This is a genomic window from Aliiglaciecola sp. NS0011-25, from assembly GCF_040370605.1.
Lineage (GTDB): Bacteria > Pseudomonadota > Gammaproteobacteria > Enterobacterales > Alteromonadaceae > Aliiglaciecola > Aliiglaciecola lipolytica_A.
In genome coordinates, this window is record NZ_BAABWR010000012.1 from 88,449 (window position 1) to 110,042 (window position 21,594).

At 41.1% G+C, this 21,594-nt stretch carries 17 protein-coding genes, 2 tRNA genes and 1 pseudogene; 15 read left to right on the forward strand and 5 right to left on the reverse strand.

What is annotated here, in order from left to right; all coding sequences use genetic code 11:
• Positions 1-139: 139 nt before the first annotated feature.
• Both uvrB and ABWV72_RS12055 read right to left on the reverse strand, forming a co-directional pair.
• Complete coding sequence (uvrB, locus tag ABWV72_RS12050) at positions 140-2,158, reverse strand: excinuclease ABC subunit UvrB (RefSeq protein WP_303500224.1); 2,019 nt, start codon at positions 2,156-2,158, stop codon at positions 140-142.
• A gap of 18 nt (positions 2,159-2,176) precedes the next feature.
• On the reverse strand, positions 2,177-3,541 hold the full coding sequence (locus ABWV72_RS12055) for an MATE family efflux transporter (RefSeq protein ID WP_216050256.1): 1,365 nt from the start codon (positions 3,539-3,541) through the stop codon (positions 2,177-2,179).
• A 1,073-nt stretch (positions 3,542-4,614) separates the two neighbouring features.
• Between ABWV72_RS12055 and ABWV72_RS12060 the strand changes: the two genes are divergently transcribed.
• From ABWV72_RS12060 to ABWV72_RS12115, 12 genes and pseudogenes are all read left to right on the forward strand, one after another.
• A tRNA-Asn gene (locus tag ABWV72_RS12060) sits at positions 4,615-4,691 on the forward strand.
• A 21-nt stretch (positions 4,692-4,712) separates the two neighbouring features.
• Positions 4,713-4,789 (forward strand) — tRNA-Asn (locus ABWV72_RS12065).
• Positions 4,790-4,941: 152 nt separating this feature from the next.
• Positions 4,942-5,523: an electron transport complex subunit RsxA gene (gene rsxA, locus ABWV72_RS12070; RefSeq protein WP_216050255.1), complete on the forward strand. Its 582-nt coding sequence runs from the start codon at positions 4,942-4,944 to the stop codon at positions 5,521-5,523.
• Positions 5,523-6,077 carry an electron transport complex subunit RsxB gene (gene rsxB / locus ABWV72_RS12075; protein ID WP_216050254.1) on the forward strand — a complete coding sequence of 185 codons (555 nt, stop codon included), beginning with the start codon at positions 5,523-5,525 and terminating at the stop codon, positions 6,075-6,077. Before rsxA ends, rsxB begins: the two co-directional genes overlap by 1 nt.
• 11 nt (positions 6,078-6,088) lie before the next feature.
• Entirely contained in the window at positions 6,089-8,431 is a 2,343-nt protein-coding gene (rsxC, locus tag ABWV72_RS12080; RefSeq protein ID WP_353370752.1) for an electron transport complex subunit RsxC, read from the forward strand.
• A gap of 5 nt (positions 8,432-8,436) precedes the next feature.
• A complete protein-coding gene (rsxD, locus tag ABWV72_RS12085) occupies positions 8,437-9,549 on the forward strand; it encodes an electron transport complex subunit RsxD (protein WP_353370754.1) in 1,113 nt (370 codons plus the stop codon).
• A 3-nt stretch (positions 9,550-9,552) separates the two neighbouring features.
• Positions 9,553-10,215, forward strand: a complete 663-nt coding sequence (gene rsxG, locus ABWV72_RS12090; RefSeq protein WP_216050251.1) for an electron transport complex subunit RsxG — start codon at positions 9,553-9,555, stop codon at positions 10,213-10,215.
• A 1-nt stretch (position 10,216) separates the two neighbouring features.
• The gene (locus tag ABWV72_RS12095) at positions 10,217-10,915 is read left to right on the forward strand and encodes an electron transport complex subunit E (RefSeq protein WP_353370756.1); all 699 of its coding nucleotides are present in this window, start codon (positions 10,217-10,219) and stop codon (positions 10,913-10,915) included.
• 13 nt (positions 10,916-10,928) lie between these two features.
• Positions 10,929-11,561, forward strand: coding sequence for an endonuclease III (nth, locus tag ABWV72_RS12100; RefSeq protein WP_216050249.1), 633 nt, complete (start codon positions 10,929-10,931; stop codon positions 11,559-11,561).
• 194 nt (positions 11,562-11,755) lie between these two features.
• Positions 11,756-13,597 (forward strand): Lnb N-terminal periplasmic domain-containing protein, encoded by a 1,842-nt coding sequence (locus tag ABWV72_RS12105; RefSeq protein ID WP_342807422.1) that lies wholly within the window; start codon positions 11,756-11,758, stop codon positions 13,595-13,597.
• Positions 13,598-13,608: 11 nt separating this feature from the next.
• A complete protein-coding gene (locus ABWV72_RS12110; RefSeq protein WP_216050247.1) occupies positions 13,609-14,052 on the forward strand; it encodes a DUF3015 family protein in 444 nt (147 codons plus the stop codon).
• A 565-nt stretch (positions 14,053-14,617) separates the two neighbouring features.
• Positions 14,618-14,866, forward strand: a pseudogene (locus ABWV72_RS12115) (iron-sulfur binding domain-containing protein); the annotation flags it as partial.
• Positions 14,867-14,952: 86 nt separating this feature from the next.
• Here ABWV72_RS12115 and ABWV72_RS12120 read toward each other — a convergent pair.
• Complete coding sequence (locus ABWV72_RS12120; protein WP_342808254.1) at positions 14,953-15,834, reverse strand: LysR substrate-binding domain-containing protein; 882 nt, start codon at positions 15,832-15,834, stop codon at positions 14,953-14,955.
• A gap of 155 nt (positions 15,835-15,989) precedes the next feature.
• Between ABWV72_RS12120 and ABWV72_RS12125 the strand changes: the two genes are divergently transcribed.
• Both ABWV72_RS12125 and ABWV72_RS12130 read left to right on the forward strand, forming a co-directional pair.
• Positions 15,990-17,168: an MFS transporter gene (locus ABWV72_RS12125; RefSeq protein ID WP_353370832.1), complete on the forward strand. Its 1,179-nt coding sequence runs from the start codon at positions 15,990-15,992 to the stop codon at positions 17,166-17,168.
• A gap of 300 nt (positions 17,169-17,468) precedes the next feature.
• The gene (locus ABWV72_RS12130; protein ID WP_353370759.1) at positions 17,469-18,488 is read left to right on the forward strand and encodes a serine hydrolase domain-containing protein; all 1,020 of its coding nucleotides are present in this window, start codon (positions 17,469-17,471) and stop codon (positions 18,486-18,488) included.
• A 74-nt stretch (positions 18,489-18,562) separates the two neighbouring features.
• Here ABWV72_RS12130 and ABWV72_RS12135 read toward each other — a convergent pair whose 3' ends face one another.
• Positions 18,563-19,234: a hypothetical protein gene (locus ABWV72_RS12135; RefSeq protein ID WP_353370761.1), complete on the reverse strand. Its 672-nt coding sequence runs from the start codon at positions 19,232-19,234 to the stop codon at positions 18,563-18,565.
• Between the two features lie 33 nt (positions 19,235-19,267).
• Complete coding sequence (locus ABWV72_RS12140) at positions 19,268-19,681, reverse strand: hypothetical protein (RefSeq protein WP_353370763.1); 414 nt, start codon at positions 19,679-19,681, stop codon at positions 19,268-19,270.
• Between the two features lie 492 nt (positions 19,682-20,173).
• Between ABWV72_RS12140 and ABWV72_RS12145 the strand changes: the two genes are divergently transcribed.
• Complete coding sequence (locus ABWV72_RS12145) at positions 20,174-21,574, forward strand: M20/M25/M40 family metallo-hydrolase (RefSeq protein WP_353370765.1); 1,401 nt, start codon at positions 20,174-20,176, stop codon at positions 21,572-21,574.
• Positions 21,575-21,594 lie beyond the last annotated feature (20 nt).

Consider the following 21,594-nt stretch of genomic DNA (forward strand, 5'->3'; position numbering starts at 1 on the left):
TTCTATTGATGTTTTAGGGATTTAAAACACTTAACTCAAAGTCACAACCTTATCTAAACTCATACCTTTTTGCCCCTCAACACTCTCGTCATCACAAGTAAGTAGCCATTAGTACATAGCAAAACTATCTTCAATCCCCCTAAGATAGTTTTACACTTTGCTCACGAAGAAGTTCCACTTCATCTCGTAAACTCGCCGCTTTTTCAAATTCCAACTCTCTGGCTGCAGTGAACATTTGCTTTTCTAATTCAGCAATTTTCGCCATCAACTCTGTGGCTGTCATTGCTTTGTATGTTTTATTCGCTTCAGCAATTTTACGCAATTTAACTTTGCCACCAACATCCACCGAATTACCCTCTCCTATATCCATAATATCGGTAATAGGTTTGTTTAATTGCGTGGGCACGATACCATTATCAAGGTTATGTTGATGTTGCTTCTCCCGTCGGCGCTCGGTTTCTTCCATTGCTCGTTGCATTGAACCAGTGATTCGGTCGGCATAGAGTATTGCTTTGCCATTCACGTTTCGAGCAGCCCGCCCCATAGACTGAATCAGTGAGCGATCAGAGCGCAAAAAGCCTTCCTTATCAGCATCTAAAATGGCGACTAATGAAACTTCTGGCATATCCAAACCTTCTCGAAGCAGGTTAATCCCCACTAGAACATCGAATTTACCCAATCGTAAATCGCGGATAATTTCAATACGCTCAACCGTATCTATGTCTGAATGCAGATATCTTACTCGAATGCCATGTTCATCCAGATAATCCGTGAGGTCTTCCGCCATGCGTTTGGTTAGCGTGGTTACTAACACTCTTTCGTTTTTCACCACACGCAAGTTTATTTCCGACATTACGTCGTCAACCTGGCTAGCAACGGGTCTCACTTCTACTTCAGGATCTAACAAACCTGTTGGTCTAACAACTTGCTCAACGATATCGTCACCGGACTTTTCAATTTCATACTTACCGGGCGTGGCTGAAACATAAATAGTTTGTGGAGAAATTTGTTCAAATTCTTCAAACTTTAATGGTCGGTTATCTAATGCTGAAGGCAACCTAAAACCGAATTCAACGAGGGTTTCTTTACGAGAACGGTCGCCTTTGTACATGGCACCAATTTGCGAAACAGTCACATGCGACTCATCCACAAACAACAAACCGTCGGCTGGAAAATAATCTAATAATGTTGGCGGTGGCTCACCAGGCGCTCTGCCTGATAAATACCGAGAATAATTTTCAATACCAGAGCAGTACCCTAACTCTTGCATCATTTCCATATCAAATTGAGTACGCTGCACTATGCGTTGCTCTTCAACTAATTTATGTACTGATTTCAGTTGTTCTCTGCGATCTTTGAGCTCTACTTTAATATGCCCTATTGCCTCTAAGATCTTTTCCCGTGGAGTAACATAGTGCGTTTTCGGAAAGACAGTGGCGCGAGTAACAGTTTGTTCAACGCTGCCAGTCAATGGATCAAATAATCGAATGGCATCGATTTCTTCATCAAACAACTCGACTCTGATTCCTTGCTTCTCCGAATCAGCCGGAAAAATATCAATTACATCACCGCGCACACGAAAAGTACCACGCTCAAAAGAGACATCGTTGCGAGCATATTGCAACTCCGCTAAGCGACGAAGAATAGCCCGTTGATCCATTAAATCCCCTTGACGCAAATGTAACAACATTTTCATATAAGACTCAGGATCACCTAGTCCATAAATAGCTGAAACACTCGACACAATAATAACGTCGCGACGCTCCATCAAAGACTTGGTGGCTGACAAGCGCATTTGTTCAATATGGTCATTTATGGAAGAGTCTTTTTCAATGAAGGTATCAGTACTCGGAACGTAAGCTTCGGGCTGATAATAATCGTAGTAAGAAACAAAATACTCAACAGCGTTGTTAGGAAAAAACTCTTTCATTTCTCCGTATAATTGCGCTGCGAGGGTTTTATTGTGAGCAAGAATTAACGTCGGTCTTTGTACTTGCGAGACAATATTCGCCATTGTAAAGGTTTTACCAGAACCAGTTACCCCCAACAATGTTTGATTTGCTAACCCGCTTTCCAAGCCATCGACAAGTTTTTCGATCGCTTGGGGCTGATCACCCGCGGGTTGATAATGTGAGGATAATTCAAATGGTCGACTCAATTCTTTTTCCTTACTTAATTAGGCAGGTTGGTGTCGCGTATTGATGCTCTTCGTAAACCAAACGTAAGCTACAATTGCGGTACAAATATTAGCTAATATAATGCCAAAAAACATGCCTTTAATATCTAACAACTCGCTTCCTAAATAAGCCAATGGTACAAAAAACAAAAATAACCTAATGACGCTTAAGATCAATGCTGATATCGGTTGATGCATGGCATTAAAGGAAGAATTTGTGAGAATAACAACGCCCTGCAATCCATAACCAAGGGGCACTATATACAAAAATAAAACAATTAAGTCTGCAACCTGCTGTTCTTCGGCAAACAAAGAGGCAACAAATGGTGCGACTAAACACAGAAGAAGGTAAACAACTAGCTGAATAATGAGTACAAACTTAAGCGAAAGTACGTAACTAGAAGCAACTCGAGTAACTTTGTTAGCCCCAAAATTTTGACTGATAAACGGAGGTAACGACATTGATAGTGCTAACACCAAGATACTGGCAATCGATTCTAAGCGACTTCCCACGCCCCAAGCCGCTACGGCTCCAGGACCATAACCAGCAGCAATTGCAGTGATTATGCCGCCAGCAATTGGAGTTAGCATATTGGCTCCAGCCGCAGGTAAACCTATTCGTAAAACCCCACCACTGGTCAGCTTTAGCTCTTTTAAGGTCAATAACCGAGGAAGCATTAATTTCCGTTTTACGGCAAGTAAATACAATATATAGAGCAGCCCTATTCCCCAAGCAATAGCGGTAGCTAGCGCCGCACCTTGAATTCCCATCGCTGGAACGGGTCCCCAACCAAAAATAAAGATGGGATCTAAAATAACGTTAATTATGCCACCACAGGTCATAATAATACTGGGGGTTTTAGTATCTCCAGCGGCTCTTAAAACACTATTTCCCACCATGGGAACAGCTAAAAATATGGCCGCTGCATACCACACCACCATATAGTCATTTATGTAAGGCAATAAGTCATCTGTTGCCCCCATCAAACGAAAAATGGGGTCAATAGTTAAATAACCGATAAAAGCCAACGCTCCGACTAAAATAAAAGAGAGCATTAAAGCGCCAGTGGCAAATTCCTTGGCTAAGTGAGTTTCACCTGACCCCAAGGAACGACCAATAATCGCTGAGGTGCCGATGCCAAGACCTATGTTTAAGCTAATAATGGTAAATGTGACAGGAAATGTGAAGCTGATTGCTGCCAGTTCTTCAGTACCCAACATACTCACAAAAAACGTGTCGGCTAATCCAAACGTCATCAACATAATCATCGCCAAAATCATTGGCAAGGTCATCCGTCTTAATGTTTCGAAAATGGGACCATTCAGCAAATCATTGTTTCGGTTTGTTGCTTTGGACTCATTCACTGTATTTGTACTCGTTAAGGCTAATCGACAATGATAATAGACATAGTGAAAATTAACTATGCCTAAACTACTTTTTACTTTATTTGGGGTGTAATTGCGCTGCGAAAGCAAGCGCATAATTATATGACAGACAGATTTTCGAATATATGCCTATTTATATATTTTTTACTGCTTAGATAAGGATCCCATTGATCTGATCGTCTCGGAACGGAAAATTTTAAGTTTTTATTAACTGCCGAAAAATGTTAATAAATTGTCAATTTTTCAACATCTTACTAAACAGATTCTATCTACCTAGCAAAACTACACACAGGAAAACGAATGTTAGGTAACTTTATGTACCACCTTGGTGCAATTTCTATCGAAAACACAATAAACCATTGATAATAATGAATAAAATATTTTTTCATAAAAATATCAAATGCTATATTGACTTCTTTAAACAAATTAGATTTTGTTATTTTCAAGTGTTATACACAAACTTATCCACAGGATTAGTGGATAACTGCACTAACACCAATAAAGCCGCTATGTTACAGTAATGTGACTAAAAATTAGGTAAGTCAACGCTAACCTGACGGGCTATAAGTTTATGTTTCAGATTTATTAAACACTGTTGTAAAACACAGTGATCAACTAAATCTTTATAACAAAATAGTATAGTAAGCTGTATTTTTGCTAATTAAAGTTCAAAGTAATTCTGGCACTTTTATTGCCGAATTATTGCGCAATTTAGTTGCTAATTTGTAACGTAAAAACAGTTCTTTCTAAATTTTAAAAATGACAGCTTGAAGTTTTTTATATCTAGTACGCGAAATTTTTTAGTGCTTTTCTAATTTGCTAAAAGAAAAAGAGATGTTGTTTTAGCCGGAAAAGTAGTTTTTTTTTAAAATTTTTAATTTTATCAAAATCGAGTTTGAGTAATAAAAATAGCGCTAACTGCTAAATATGAGCTATTTTTAAAGCGAAAATAGCTGCTTATTCAATCAATTTGAAAGAAAGCCTAAAAAACTAAGATATTGTATTGACAGAACGGTTGATGCTCATTAATATTCGCCTCCGTTGAAATCAGGTCCCCCTTAGCTCAGTTGGTTAGAGCGACGGACTGTTAATCCGCAGGTCCCCCGTTCGAGTCGGGGAGGGGGAGCCAACTTCAACGACACAATTTGATTCCCCCTTAGCTCAGTTGGTTAGAGCGACGGACTGTTAATCCGCAGGTCCCCCGTTCGAGTCGGGGAGGGGGAGCCAAATCTCCTGGCTCTATCTCTTAATATCTTTTTAATGTACAAATTTGGCTAAATTTTGGCCGCAATAACCTTATGAATATCAAGTTGTTAATCGGTCTGTAAACAGAGATAATAGACACTGTTTGCATCATCGTTGGGCGATACACATATCAAATGAGTGAATTTTTAGTTTTATTAGTAGGTACAGTACTGGTAAATAACTTCGTATTGGTCCAATTTCTGGGTCTATGCCCGTTTATGGGTGTGTCTAACCGGTTAGAAACTGCGATTGGCATGTCAATGGCAACGACTTTCGTACTTACCCTCGCCTCTTTAACCAGCTACTTAGTCGAACATTATGTTCTTCAGCCACTAGGTATGGGTTATCTGCGCACCTTGAGTTTTATACTCGTTATAGCAGTAGTTGTGCAATTTACTGAAATGGTGGTGCATAAAACAAGTCCAACCTTATATCGTTTACTTGGTATTTTTTTACCGCTTATCACCACCAATTGTGCGGTTTTAGGTGTTGCCTTACTTAATGTTAATCAAGATCATAATTTTGTAGAGTCGGTTATTTATGGTTTTGGCGCCGCGCTTGGTTTCTCCTTAGTGTTAATACTTTTTTCTGCTATGCGTGAGCGATTAGCTGCTGCAAATGTGCCCTCTCCTTTTAAAGGAGCTTCCATAGCAATGATTACCGCGGGCTTAATGTCGATGGCATTTATGGGCTTTACTGGTTTGGTGAAGTTTTAATGACGTTAGTGATCGCACTTATTGTAATAGGAATCATGGCGCTTATTTTCGGCGCGATACTCGGTTATGCCGCGATTCGATTTCGCGTTGAAAGTGATCCCCTAGTCGAACAAATAGATGCACTTTTACCTCAAACCCAATGTGGCCAATGTGGCTTTCCAGGTTGTCGTCCTTATGCAGAATCCATTGCTAACGGTGATGACATTAACAAATGCCCTCCTGGTGGAGACGCCACCATCAAACAATTGGCCGAGTTAATGGGGGTTGAAGCGAAACCTTTAGATGCCGCCCATGGGCAAGAAGACGTCAAAAAAGTCGCTTTTATTCGCGAAGATGAATGTATTGGCTGTACTAAATGTATTCAAGCTTGCCCAGTGGACGCGATTATTGGTGCAGCCAAACAAATGCACACGGTTATTCAAGATGAATGTACCGGATGTGATTTGTGTGTGGAGCCTTGTCCAGTTGATTGTATCGACATGATTCCGGTTGAACAGAATACTTCTTCATGGCGATGGCAACTCGATGCTATTCCAGTAAAACAAGTCAATTGAGGAAGTTTAAATTGTATTCTGATTATGACAGTATTTTACAACGATTAAATCAAGGCCGATTGTGGGACTTTCATGGCGGTGTGCATCCACCTGAGCTGAAATCACTCTCTAATCAAAAAGCCATTGAAACTATAACCATGCCAAAAACTCTGCATGTTATGGTGAAGCAACATATTGGCGTAGAGGGAGGCTTATTAGTCAAGGAAGGCGATCGAGTACTCAAAGGACAACCTTTGAGTCATAGTACAAATCCCTTTTCGGTCCCTGTACATGCCCCCACATCGGGTTACATTCGTCACATTGGACCCCATGTATCAGCTCACCCTTCGGGCTTGCCAGAGCTTGCCATAGAAATCAGCACAGATGAATTCGAAACTTGGGCGCCCCTTAACCCTATTTTAGATTATCAACAAAAACCCAAATCAAAAATCGTTGAAGCAATATGTAATGCTGGTATTAGCGGTATGGGAGGAGCTGGTTTTCCAACCCATATTAAATCGTCTCCGAAGAAAAATGTTGAATTTTTGATTATCAATGGTGTGGAATGTGAGCCCTACATAACGTCTGACGATCGGCTGATGCGCGAGCATGCATGGCAGATTCGACAAGGTATTGATATTTTAGTGCACCTGTTAGCACCAAAGTCAGTGATTATTGCGGTTGAAGACAATAAACCTGAAGCAATTGAAGCTATGCAAGTTGCTTGTCAGGAAAATGCTAAGTACAGAGTTGTTGCCATCCCAACCAAATACCCCGCGGGCGGTGAAAAACAACTGATTCAAATTTTAACTAATCGCGAAGTCCCCGGAAACGGACTGCCCATTGATGTGGGTGTCATTATGCAAAACGTAGGAACCTGTTTCGCCATTGCCGATGCTATTTTTACTGGGACTCCTCTTATTCGGCGCGTGGTTACGTTAACCGGACAAGCATTCAAACGTCCGCAGAACGTTTGGGCGCCCATAGGTACACCCATCTCACATTTATTGGAAATTGGTCAATATAAGGCTCACAAACAGCGGGATCGAAAGCTCATTATGGGTGGGCCTATGATGGGGTTTGAAATTGTTGATGATCAGGTGCCGGTGGTTAAAATAACCAATTGTATACTTGCCCCATCCGCCAATGAAATTCAAGCTCCCGGCGCAGAACAGCCTTGTATTCGATGCAGTGCCTGTGCAGACGCCTGCCCTGCTAGCTTGCTGCCACAACAATTATTTTGGCACAGCCAAGCGAAAGAATATGAAAAGGCCAATGAATTAAACCTATTTGATTGTATTGAATGTGGTGCCTGCGCATACGTTTGCCCCAGTGAAATTCCACTGGTTCACTATTATCGTGTTGCCAAAGCCGATATACGCACCCAAGAACAGGAAAAAGCACAAGCCGACAAAGCCAGATTAAGATTCGAGGCACGTAAAGAACGCTTAGAAAGAGAGCAAAAAGAGCGCGAAGAAAAACATGCCAAAGCGGCCGAAGCGCGCAGAAAAGCAATGAGCGAAAAAGGCAATGATGCGAAAGACAAGATAGCGGCGGCCTTAGCTCGAGCAAAAGCTAAAAAACAAGCCAACTCGGCTCAGTTAGAGTCGCAACAAGCGTCTCCTCAAAAAGCACAAACAAGCGAAGCCTCAGAAGCACCGCAAACAGCTAATAATAGCAAACAAGACAAAGTTGCAGCGGCTATTGCTCGAGCCAAAGCGAAACGCGCAGCGGCCAAGGAAGCGGCGGAAAAAGAAGCCACCCCCGCGTCGGAAGATAGCAATACTGGAATAAAAGAAACGGACGCAAATAAAGCTCCCACAACAAGTGATGTTGTACCTGAAGCACCAGCCAAAGCTGCCAATTCCAACAAACAAGAAAAAGTGGCGATTGCTATCGCTAAAGCAAAAGCAAAACGCGAAGCGATTAAGCAGGCGCAACAAGCTGAAACAGCAAAAACAGTAGCAGCAACAGAGACTGCGCTAAAAACGACGCCAGTTACCGACGAGCAACAACAACTGCAAACTAAAGATGTGCATCAGGAAAAATCAGAGCCCACAGCAAAACAAAAAGCAATAGCAGCGGCAATTGCCAAAGCCAAGGCTAAAAAATTAGCTAACGCTAAGCCCGCAGCAAGTCCATCGGTAGAAAAACAAATATCCACTGAAAAAAATTCAGAACAACCTGAAGTCGCTAATGATGAGTTGCAAACAAGCCAGCAACCAGAAAAATTAACTGCTGCACAAATTCGCAAACAAAAAGTCGAAGCCGCAGTCGCAAAAGCACGAGAACAAAATCGTATTGCGAAACTAAAGCGTGCCGAAAAGGCCGCTAAAAAGCCGTCTAGCTCCACAGCAGACAAGGATGAAAGTTAATCCCCATGAGTTTTAAATTTGCCAGCTCGCCCCACCAAAGAGTAAAACGTAATACTGGTCAGGTAATGCGTTTAGTTATGTATGCAGGTATTCCAGGCTTAGCTGTACAAACATGGTTTTTCGGTTGGGGAGCATTAATTCATTTTATGATCGCCAGCATCACCATCATAGTCACTGAAGCTGCCATTCTTGAAATGCGTAAAAAGAATTTTGAAGTCGCGATAAAAGATTGCAGTGCTTTGGTTACCGCTTTTTTAATCGCCGTGAGTATTCCACCATTTGCTCCTTGGTGGATCACAGTAATAGGTAGTATTTTTGCCATTGCGATAGTCAAACAACTTTACGGTGGATTAGGGTTTAATTTATTCAACCCTGCCATGGCGGCTTATGTGATGCTGCTTATCTCGTTTCCAGTGCAAATGTCTACTTGGGCGATTCCACAAGCATTAAGCCAATTTCCACAATCATTTTTAGATTCATTTAGTATCATTTTTAGCGGCTTTAGTGCTGACGGCTACAGTATTGAGCAACTGCGAACTCACGTTGATGGCTATACAATGGCCACCCCTCTTGATGCTGTGAAAACCGCAATTTCCCAAGGCTTAACCGTACAGGAAAGCATGCAAACCGCTGTGTTTAATAATGGTCTGGGCGTGGGCTGGTTTTGGGTCAATTTTGCCTATCTTTTAGGCGGTTTACTGTTATTAAAAGTAAATGTCATTAAATGGCATATTCCGGTAGGCATGATTGCTGGCATTATAGGATTGTCACTGGTTATGTACTTGGTAGATGATGGAGTCTATGCAAGTCCAATGTTCCACCTATTCAGTGGTGGCTTCATGCTTGGGGTGTTCTTTATTGCCACCGATCCGGTATCCGCGACCACCACCAATCGAGGACGTATAATTTTTGGTTTTGGGATAGGTGCATGGGTATACATTATTCGTACTTGGGGGGGTTACCCTGATGCGATCGCATTTGCTGTATTGATCATGAATATGGGTGTTCCTTTGATTGATTATTACACCAGACCAAGGACTTATGGCCATCACACAGAACACAAAAACGTGATTAAAGTCAAACAGATAGATAGCGGAAATACTGGTAAGGAGGACTAGTTAATGAAACAAAGTATCGTTAGCAATGGTCTTAAACTCACCGCGTTTGCTTTAGTGACAACGGCGATCATAGCCATAACCTATGCCGTAACTGAAGATCAAATAACCGAGCAGCAAATACAAAAGCGCCTGGCTATTTTGAACGCAATTATTCCGCAGTCTTTATACGATAATGATATTCACCATGATTGCACTCAGGTTGTAGATACTGAATATTTAGGCTCGAAAGACCCCCAGACCGTATATTTAGCAAGAATGAACAACGCGCCTTCTGCGGTTGCAATTGAAACAACTGCGCCAGACGGATACAGTGGTAAAATTGAGCTAATAGTAGGCATTAATATGCAATCGGAAGTGACCGGAGTACGTATTTTGGATCATAAAGAAACTCCAGGTTTAGGTGACAAAATCGATATCCGTATCACTGATTGGATTACAGCATTTACTGGCAAGTCTGTTACTACTGATAACCACAAAGATTGGCAAGTGAAAAAAGACGGTGGCCAATTTGATCAATTTACCGGCGCAACTATTACCCCTCGGGCAGTGGTAAAAGCGGTCAAAAATGCGGTGTTATATTTTCAGCACCACCAGCAAGATCTTTTTAACGCCACAAAGACCTGTGAAGCCATGAATGACCAGCCAATTAACGGCAAGGTAGAATAAGATGAATCAGTTTAAAGAACTCAGTTGGCAAGGATTATGGAAAAATAACCCCGCCATAGTACAACTGCTTGGACTATGTCCACTCCTAGCTGTGACCATGACAGTCATCAATGGGTTAGGTTTAGGTCTTGCCACAACTTTGGTATTAATTGGCTCAAACTGCACAGTCTCATTGGTGCGCAATTTAGTCCCTAATGAAATTCGTATACCAATATTTGTGATGGTAATTGCCGGCTTTGTTACCGTTGTGCAATTGTTAATGAATGCCTACACTTTTCGACTTTATGAAGCGCTAGGCATTTTCATTCCTTTGATAGTCACCAATTGTGCCATCATTGGACGTGCAGAAGCCTACGCGTCGAAAAACCCTGTGGGTCATGCTGCATTCGATGGTTTGATGATGGGGCTTGGTTTTACCCTTGTGCTAGTGATTTTGGGAGGCATGCGTGAACTCTTAGGTTATGGCACCCTATTCTCTGGTGCCAACTTACTGTTCGGTGAATGGGCAGGTGTGTTAAAAGTGACGGTATTCGAAACCGATAGCCCTTTTTTACTAGCCATACTGCCGCCAGGTGCCTTCCTCGGCATGGGGTTACTTATTGCTCTTAAGAATGCGTTAGATAAACGGGTTGAATCTTGGGTGGTGACACCACAACAAGATAAAGTGGTACAGCGCGCCAGAGTGACGGCGGAAAGTTAAGGTAGTTGAAGTCATGAATAACCAAAAACGTCGGGAAATTCTGACGCGACTGCGAGCAGAAAATCCTGAGCCAACCACAGAATTGAATTATTCTAGTCCCTTTGAATTATTGATAGCCGTATTGTTATCAGCTCAAGCCACAGATGTGGGCGTCAATAAAGCCACGGCCAAACTTTACCCGGTGGCCAATACACCACAAGCCATATTAGATTTAGGCTTAGACGGGCTTAAATCTTATATCAAAACCATAGGCTTGTTTAACACCAAAGCCGTCAACACCATGAAAACCTGCCAAATGTTGGTGGACTTGCACGGCGGTGAAGTGCCCGAAAACCGTGAAGCCTTAGAAGCCCTACCCGGCGTGGGACGTAAAACCGCTAACGTAGTACTCAACACCGCCTTCGGCTGGCCAACAATAGCCGTAGACACCCATATTTTTCGCGTTTCCAATCGCACTAAACTCGCCATGGGTAAAAACGTCGATGAGGTCGAACAAAAACTGCTTAAAGTGGTGCCCGCTGAATTTAAAGTGGACGTGCACCATTGGCTAATCTTACATGGCAGATACATCTGCGTAGCGCGCAAACCTCGCTGTGGCGCGTGTGTTATTGAAGACTTGTGTGAGTTTAAGGATAAAATTGAGTAGTCTTCGATAAACGGCTTCGGGGAAAGTACAGACTCGCTGATTGAAGAATTAGCTGAAATGACAAAACGTAACGACATTTAATTTGCCTGAATCTCACGCCCGGACAATTTATTGACCTACTTTTTTTTTTAAGCGTATACTTTCTGGTATTGACAAAGGAATTTCAATCAAATTAACCTCAAGGCATGGATTCTGTGTTCAGATTGTTTGTTGTAATATTATTTTTAGCCCCATCAGCTAGTAAAGCATCTGTTTTCGTCAATGATCAATCATTAGTAACGGCAGTCAGTAATAGTGCTGTTTGGCACAAGCTCTTACATTTTGAGGCTGGCTATTTTCATGGAGCAAGAAGCGGCGTTAACACTTCAGACTTTTTTTTATCGCCAGATGGAAGAAAAGACGCTAAAGCTGAATTAATCGCGACGATCGATGCTTTGACTAACGTTGCACACACTCAATGTCAGTTTCCAGCCCGTGCAATTTTTATCGTCAAGAATTTTCCAAATTTAGCTCTCCCAAAAACCCAATGCGAAGGCTACAAAGCGTATTTAGATGCCTTTCAAACCCAAAGTATGAGTCTCATATATGCAAGTGGATATTTAGGCAATCCTGCTTCAATGTACGGGCACGTGTTTTTAAAATTTAACGATGAGGTTGAACATAACCTGCTCGATAATACGTTTTCTTATGGCGCAAAGGTACCTGAAAATGAATCTCCGTTAGTGTATGTAGCAAAAGGTATTTTTGGAGGTTACGAAGGTAAGTTTTCCAACCAAAAATATCACCACCAACATTTGACTTATAATGAGTCAGAGCTTAGGGACCTATGGGAATATAAGCTCAATATTGGCGAAGATGATATTTTATTTTTACTTGCCCATTTATATGAATTAGAAAATACAAAAATGAAGTATTACTTTTTTAAGCAAAATTGTGCATTCCAGCTCGCAAAATTGCTTGAACTTGTCATAGATGTCCCGATAATTGCACCCCATAAATCATGGGTAATGCCATATGACCTTATTATGATGCTCAATAGACACGACGCTGAGCATCATCTTATTGTCGATGTCGCTTATCGAGGATCTCGGCAAGAAGCCTTGTACGCTAAGTGGAATCAGCTCAGCAAGCAAGAAAAGAAAAGTCTTGTTGAAATCATAGGAACATCTTCAATAAAAGTAAGTTCAGTATTAGTCAAACTCACATCACAATCGGCCAAAAAAGTTATAGATACGCTATATGACTATTACGCTTTCATAGAAGTAAAAGAAAGTGAGTTAGATGAAGAACAAGCAGCAAAAAAGAAAGAACTATTATTAGCGCGCTTTGCGCTACCCGCAGGTAAAACACAATGGGTAACTCCAATCCAGAAACCGCCACATATGGCGCAAGATACGACGATGCTTCAGGTCAGCGCAGTGCACAATGAAAAATTTGGAGAAGCATTAGAACTGCGATTTCGAGCGAACTACTATGATTTACTGAGCGTCAACGCTGCGCGTATTCCGTTTTCAGAACTAAGCACCTTCGATTTGAGATTATTGTATTCTCAGGATAACTCATCTCTTGAGATGCGAGAATTAACACTATTACGCATTATTAATCTTAACGCTTCTAATACTGACTTACCCTTTGATAGCGAGTATGCGTGGAAGGTCGCTGTAGGCTACAAACCACAATCGTTATCCTGTACTCGTTGTTCTAACGCATACGTTGACGGTTTTATAGGTAAAGCATGGTCACGTGGAAAAAGCTTGGCTGCTTACGGAGCACTTTCTGTAAGTGCAAGAGGATCTAACGAGTCTGGTGGATATCTTTCTGCAGGACCCGAGATAGGTGGAGTGTTTAACATCACACCGCAATATGCTGTATTCCTAGCAATAGGGTATCAGTCGTACTTAAATGATCTGACACAAGATCGTAAATATTTGGCATTCGAACAGCGTTTTTTGGAACACCGTTCATATGATATACGGACATCGATTAACTATGATGAATCGTTTGAGTATGCCATTAATTTTTCTTTATATTATTGAGGATAACAATTATGAAAAAAACTACACTTGTAATTGCTTTAGTTACAGCTTGCTTATCTACTTCTGCAACCGCGCAGGAAAAGAAAGTTAATCCGTGGAAGCAATGTGGTATTGGTGCAATGATTTTTGATGACAATAGAACCGCAGCGGCGATTTCTAACGTTATTTGGGATCTTGGTACAACAGCCGTGTCTTCAAACGTTTCTTCGCAAGACAGCTGCAAAGGTATCGACGTTACCGCAGGTCTTTTTATTCAACAAAACTTTGATATCGTTGTTGAACAAATCAGCCAAGGTGAAGGCGACCACTTAAACGCAATACTCGATATTCTAGAAGTTGAAATTGATTCGCGTGCAGACGTTATTGCAAATGTCCGTAGCAATGCTGCTATTGCAATTGCTGCTAATTCAGCTACGCCTGAAAGTGTTTATAACATTGTTGTTGCAAGCATCTAAGTGCGAAATTAGGTCAGTTTTCCTACCGTATTAAAATAATTGCCAGTGAAACGTAGCACGGATCACTGGTTGTAGCATTTTACCTCTTATCTTTCGTAAACACATAGACAAACGATACAACCGTAGCGCCCATCAAAGCGTTTGATGGTATGGGACTAGCACAACAGTCACTTAGGTAAATTAATTGTCGAGGCTCAACATCACAAGCGATAATCGCTCTCTATCGTCTCATTCCTATTATATTTACTTACCAAAAAAACAGATTGATTACTTAAATTTAGGTGCCTACAACTTTTGTAACTATCCCTGAAAATAACGCTGCTAATTGCTATTCTCTGACAGACATAAAACCTTAACCTGTTTTTATTCTTCAATCACATTTGAGCAGTAGCGTTCACATCGATAAGCTTACTGTAGGTTCTAATAGCTCTTAATATATGACTCGATATAACGTTGAATTAGCTCAGCAATATACAATCAAAAGTCTGTCAGCAAGCTAACACAACTTTCCATTTTAGTTGGATAGCATTACTAAAATTTAACTTCTCCATATCTACTTTCCTTATCTTTTGACTGGCCCACCATCGCCATGAACTCCCACATTTTCCGCGTTTCCAATCGCACTAAACTGGCCATGGGTAAAAACGTCGATGAGGTCGAACAAAAACTGCTTAAAGTGGTGCCTGCAGAATTTAAAGTGGATGTGCACCATTGGCTTATTCTTCACGGACGATACATCTGCGTGGCACGCAAACCTCGCTGTGGCGCGTGTGTTATTGAAGACTTGTGTGAGTTTAAGGATAAAACCGAGTAACTTCCCTTCAATATAAGTGACTAACTGCCTCTCACCTCTGATCAATGATGGCAACTGCCGGGCAAAGCAGACAATTAGATGAACGACTACAATGTTAACCTTGGCTTAATAAAATCAATAAAAGCAGTCACATTCTCTGCAACCGATGAGGATTTATAGTAAACAGCATTAATCAATTCACGGTCAGTACCAACTTGCCTATATGGCTCAAGCAATGATATGAGTCGACCCGATTCAATATCGCCATTAACCATAAAACCAGATAAACAAGTGATACCATTTCCAGATAAAACGAGTTGCCGAATGGTTTCTCCATTGCTAGCTGTCATTGTTGGAATTACGTTACCCCAATCTTTAATAGGCCATTGATTGAGTGACTTTATATTAGAGAAACCAATTAAATTATGCCTTTTAAGCTCATTAAGCGTTTTAGGTTCACCATTTTGTGCAATATATTCCGGGGATGCGACAATAAAAAGAGGACTTCTACCTAAGGTTCTCGCATACAGAGTCGAGTCTTCTAATTTTCCTATTCTTATCGCAACATCTGTGCGCTTTTCAATTAAATCAATAATTCCCTCGTTGGAATTCAGTTCTATCTCTATTTCAGGATAAGCTTTAAGAAATGAACTTATATGTGGAGTTAATTGGTGAAATATAAATGGACTAGCAGCGTCAACACGCAATTTACCTTGAGGCATCTTACCGATAGCAATAATGTCTGCTTCAGCACGTTGAATATGTTGCAATCCTAAACTTACCGAATCGATAAACTTTTTACCTGTATCGGTTAGCATCACTCGCCTAGTAGTCCTATTTAAAATAGTCGTGTTGAGAGCATTTTCAATTTTAGAAACGGAACGGGAAATACGAGCGACCTGAATATTAAGTGCATCTGCTGCGGCAGAAAAGCCACCAAACTCTATGACAGCCAATAAAAGTTCTAAGTCATCAGATCTTGTTTTCAAATTCAAATTAACCTCATTTATTACAAAAGTATTTTGCAAATAACGCTATTTATTACAAAAGTCTATCAGTTAATAATTGCATCAACAAATAAAAGAAGCGGTTTACTTTAACTGGTTACTTTACATCTATTAAACATATTATTTTGGAGACAATGATGCCACTAGCATTGATAGCATTAGCGCTTAGCGCTTTTGCCATAGGAACAACAGAATTCGTGATTGTTGGATTACTGCCAACAATGGCTCAAGACCTTAATATATCTATACCTTCAGCAGGTTTATTGGTTAGCCTCTATGCTTTAGGTGTAGCCATAGGAGCACCTGTATTAACTGCGCTAACAAGTAGGTGGAATAGAAAGCATGTTTTATTATCAGTGATGGGATTGTTTGTCATTGGAAATTTAGTTGCTTGGCAAGCACCGAGTTTCGAAGCATTGGTAATAGCCCGAATCTTAACAGGATTGGCTCATGGTGTTTTCTTTTCAATTGGATCTACTATTGCAACAGGTTTGGTGCCTAAAGAAAAAGGAGCAAGTGCCATCGCCATAATGTTTACAGGGTTAACTGTAGCGTTAGTCACAGGTGTACCACTAGGCACTTTTATAGGTCAGGTGTTTGGCTGGGAGGCTACTTTCTTAACAGTATCAATTTTAGGTTTATTAGCTATGATTGGCAGTGCTATTCTAGTGCCTAATAATTTAAAACAAGCTAAAACTACTCACATTTCATCACAGTTAAAAGTATTAACACACCCTAGATTACTATTAGTTTATGCAATTACCGCTATTGGTTATGGGGGAACGTTTATCGCCTTTACCTACTTAGCCCCAATCCTTAATGAGGTGAGCGGCTTTAATTCAAGTTCTGTTGCGCTGATACTGCTAGTTTATGGTGTGTCAGTCGCTGTAGGCAATATCTGGGGTGGTAAAATGGCTGATAATTTGGGTCCAATTAAAGCATTAACCATCATTTTCGCAGGTCTTGCCGGCATATTATTAATGTTGAACTACACCGCTTATAACGCTATTACAGCAGTGTTTACTATTCTGATTTGGGGAGCATTTGCTTTTGGAAATGTACCCGGTTTGCAGGTTTACGTAGTTAAACTAGCCGAAAAGTACACTCCTGATGCAGTAGATGTCGCATCTGGATTAAATATTGCTGCTTTTAATGTTGGTATTGCATTGGGCGCATGGGGAGGTGGCTATATTGTTGCTGAACATGGTTTGATGAATACTCCTTGGGTTGGTGCAATGGTTGTTTTAGTTGCACTTGTTTTAACTCGCTATAGTGGAATGCTTGATAGAAATGCGGGAAACTTAAAGTTTAGTTAAAGTTTGTATTTAAACCCCATTTACGTCCTATTTAGTGAAACAGCGTTTAGTATTGAGATTATTATCAGTTTCAGACTTTTTTGGGGGGCGCTATTGTTGTCAAAAGTGACCGCTGATATTTTTGCGATTAAGATAGGAGGCGGTTTTTGTGTATATTTCTAGCGCTCTATTTGAACTACTATGCCACTGAGGTTGTTTTTAAAGGCTTTAATTTAAATCAAAAGCCAGCTATATACTAATAGAAAATGGCATTAAGGGCAGGCTTTACTAGTCCAGCCCTAGTTCAAACAAGGAGCGCTTATGAATAAGTGGCAAAAGATTACTCTTAAAGTTTTGCTCGCGTTTTCCCTTACCACGACCAGTATTTACTTCTTCGCTCCTTGGGAATATGCACTGTATTATTTAACTCCAGTGCCCAGCACAATTGAGGAACAAGTTAACGAGGCAACTACCCAAGGAATAGACGGGATCATTGTCTATGTGCAAAAGGCAAATAACCCTGCACAATTGTATGTCAGTGGTTGGCATAATAGACAAGAAAAAATACCGGCATATGGCAATGCACTTTTTAAAATTGCCAGTATTGCTAAGTTATATAAAGCGGCGGCAGTTACCAAATTAGCTGCATCCAAGCAGCTTGAATTAGATAAGAACATTGCTGACTATTTACCCCAATTGGCTGAACGTATTGAGTATGCTGATCAAATTACTCTACGTATGCTGGTTGAACATCGCAGTGGGATCCCTAACTTTACCGATCAAGATGGGTTTGATTGGGCCTCAAACTCCCTTGATGTACTCAGCTTAGTATTAGACAAACCTGCTGATTTCGAGCCTGGAACCGATTACGCATACTCCAATACTAACTATCTGTTGCTTGAAAAAATAATGACAGAAACCTTAGGTTACCACTACTCTCGCTACATAAAGAATGAGATCCTTTTGCCATTAAACTTAAATTCCACGTTTTTCTCCATCAACGAGGTAGATAGTGAGCAGCTGATGAGCGGATATTACGTAGGTTATGATCAAGACTTTAAACACCTCGATCAAGGTTACGTTGCCAGCGCCCAAGATGTGGGGATTTTTTTAAGGGCGCTGAATGACGGCAGTTTATTTACACCAAAAGAAAGAAAAATATATGCGTCACTGTATGAGTATAATCATACAGGCTGGGTGCTCGGCTATTCAAGTATTGCCCGATATCACCCAGATATTGATACCGTTGTCATTCAATTTACCAACACTACCGGTGAAGATAGAGTGATACTTACAGGCATCATATATGACCGAATTATGAGTATCTTACGAAGCCAATAAAATGAATTGTTTGACTAGGTATTGGTAAGGTTTAATTACCTCATTCCCGCCACAGCTCCGCAAACCTTTATCACCTATGATTTTTCACCTAACAACATACTGCCATCGTCTAAAAAGCTTAAAACAATCTGTATTGCTGGGCGGTTATCGTCAAATAAATAGCTGTATTTCGCCACTATTCTATCTCTATCAACTTGATTTCTTGCTGTCGACATTTCGTCACGAAAAGGCTGCCCTTCCATAATACCGGCATAATGACTGGCGATAGCGGCTGTTGTGCGCAGTGCATTTTCAACTTTGGGGTTTTCTGTAAACGCCTGCGTCAACTGTGTCGAATATGCATAATCGGCCGGTAAAACTAACTGTCCCTGAGTGTTGAATTCTATGCTTGCCGGTGGTGAGGGTATGCCATATTGTGCTAACAATGCTTTAAACTCGTTTTGCGAGTATTTAGATAAGGTATCAATGTTGTGCGCTGTTGGCAGTAATAAGGGTATGTCCTTTAAATTCACCGGGTTAGGTAGCGCGCCAGGCGTGAGATATTCATCTAGATTGATTTCTTGTTGGTCACCTTGGGAAGTATTCATACTGAAAACCGCATTCGTAGCGGGCTTTTCTACCTTTTGAACCTGATGATTTTGTTGATAAGCGGCTAATAATTCCGAAAAGCCATTGTTTCCTTTCGATTGATTAGGTTGCAGTAGAGTTTGTGAGTGAGTTTTTAAAATACGATTGGTGACGTCCATTTTAACCTCTATAATTTTGACTTTGTAAGCTCTCTAAAACATTAATACATTGGCTCTTAGCTTTGCATCTTTGTTTTGTACCGTGCCAATAGACTGATCAAACTCCACCGACTTTCTTGCCAAGGCTAATACGTCATATTTTTCATCGGCATCAAAATCTCGACTTGGAGGCGCTCTCATTGCTAATCCCTCTTGTGGCGTGATTAACCCATTTAGTTGTAACTCTGACGACATATGGGTTAATTCGTTATATGACATATTAGTCGTATCATACTGACTAGCGATTTCTTGTAATTTTGTTTCTGCATCAAGGCCGGCCTGGCTCAGAGTGACTTTATCTGCAGCTCTGTCATTGTTAGATAACAGGTTAGAAAGAGTGGTATCTACACCTTGGTTTTTACTGCTTTGATAGATAGAACTCAGCTGACTATTGTTATTTATTTCCATTACATTCCCATTAGTCAATTTAGTGCTAATCTCCACTAATTATCGGTTTGTTTAGCATGATAAGTTTGAGCAGCAATGACTATGCCAAAGGTACTGTTTTTGATTTAGGCTGATACAGGTTAACTAACAGGAGCTGCGCCATTAGGCTGCGGGCTAACCCCTTAGGCTGATTTTCAATGGGGTTATAAAAGCAATTAGGCAAATTATTGCCGAGGCTAAGACAATATCGGCAATGACAGGAAAAAAGACAAGAGCGGCAAGTATGATTCCTGCCTCTTTGAGCTTAAAAATAAGACTAATGGCAACATAAAGTTGCACATTAACTATAGGTTAGCCGAGGAAATTTTACTTAGCGTATCGAATTTAGATAGTGTTTTAGTTAAGATGTTCAGACGATTGTTATTTTCCAATTACGTTTAACCCTAAACGTTCACCAAACTGTTACTAATACGATAACCAACCTGAGCACCTATAATAATAAATGGAGAAATCATGCACCTTCGTAAACGTCTTGTTCTTGGCACAATACTGAGTCTTTTTAGTGTTCAATTGTTGGCCGCTGAAGCCATTGTGAGCACTGAACAGAAGCAAACCGCCGAGCAGCTTATGCAAACCGCTCTTAAAAGCGAGCTTGGAATGGAAATAGTCACATCATTGACTACTGAAGTTGGCCCTCGTCTAGCGGGCTCTGAAGCGGAAAAACGTGCCAGAGATTGGGGCTTAAAACTAGGTAAAAGTTTAGGGTTTGATAAAGCGAACATTGAACCCTTTACCATGCCATTCTGGGATAGAGGCAACTTACACATATCCCTTACCTCTCCTTACAACCAAGAATTATACGGCACAGCCTTAGGTGGAGCCGCACCATCAAAACAAAACATTAATGCTGAAGTGGTCTATTTTAGAGATATTCACGCACTAATGGAGGTAAAAGAAGGAGCGCTAAAAGGCAAAATCGCGTTTGTTGATGGCGATATCATGGTTAAGAGTCAGGTTGGCGCAGGTTATGGACAGGCAAACCAACGCCGCAGAGTAGGATGGCAACACGCTCAGCGCGGTGGTGCAGATGCATTAGTCGTGCGTTCAGTGGGCTCAGACTCCCATCGATTCCCGCATTCAGGCATGATGAGTAAAGATGGTGACAAATGGGCAAGTATTCCGGTTATTGCCATTTCTAATCCAGATGCTGACCACCTTCGTCGTTTACATAATTTAGATAAGCCCCTTAGCATATCTCTTCACTCTGAATCTGACTGGAAGGGTGAAGTCAGCAGCGGAAATGTTGTTTTTGATTTAATTGGTAGCGAAAAACCGGAAGAGATTGTGCTAATAGGTGGCCATTTAGATAGCTGGGATTTAGGTACTGGTGCTGTAGATGATGGTGCGGGTGTTGCTATTACCACTGCTGCCGCAGCCCTGATTGCAAAGTTACCTAAACGTCCTAAACGGACTATTCGGGTGGTCATGTTCGGTGCAGAAGAAGTCGGGCTTTTAGGTGCATTTGCCTACGCCAAACAGCATGCAGCGAATTTAAGCAATCATGTACTGGCCACGGAGTCAGATTTTGGCGCGCAAAGCGTGTGGCAGCTAGAATCGAACCTCAACCCCGAAGCCACCTTGTTAATCGATGAAATTGGCAAAATTCTAGCCCCATTAGGTATCGTTAGAGGTCGTTCAGATGCGCCTAGTGGTGGACCGGATATTATTCCAATGGCCGCCAAAGGCGTACCAACAATTCGTTTAAATCAAAACGGGCAGGATTATTTTGATCTACACCACACCCCTGACGATACCCTGGATAAAATTGATGCCGATGAATTAGCCCAGAATATTGCGGCCTATGCTGCCACTATTTATTTACTTGCCGATTCGGATGTTGAATTAAAGCCATAAATAGCAGCGGTAAATTTAGC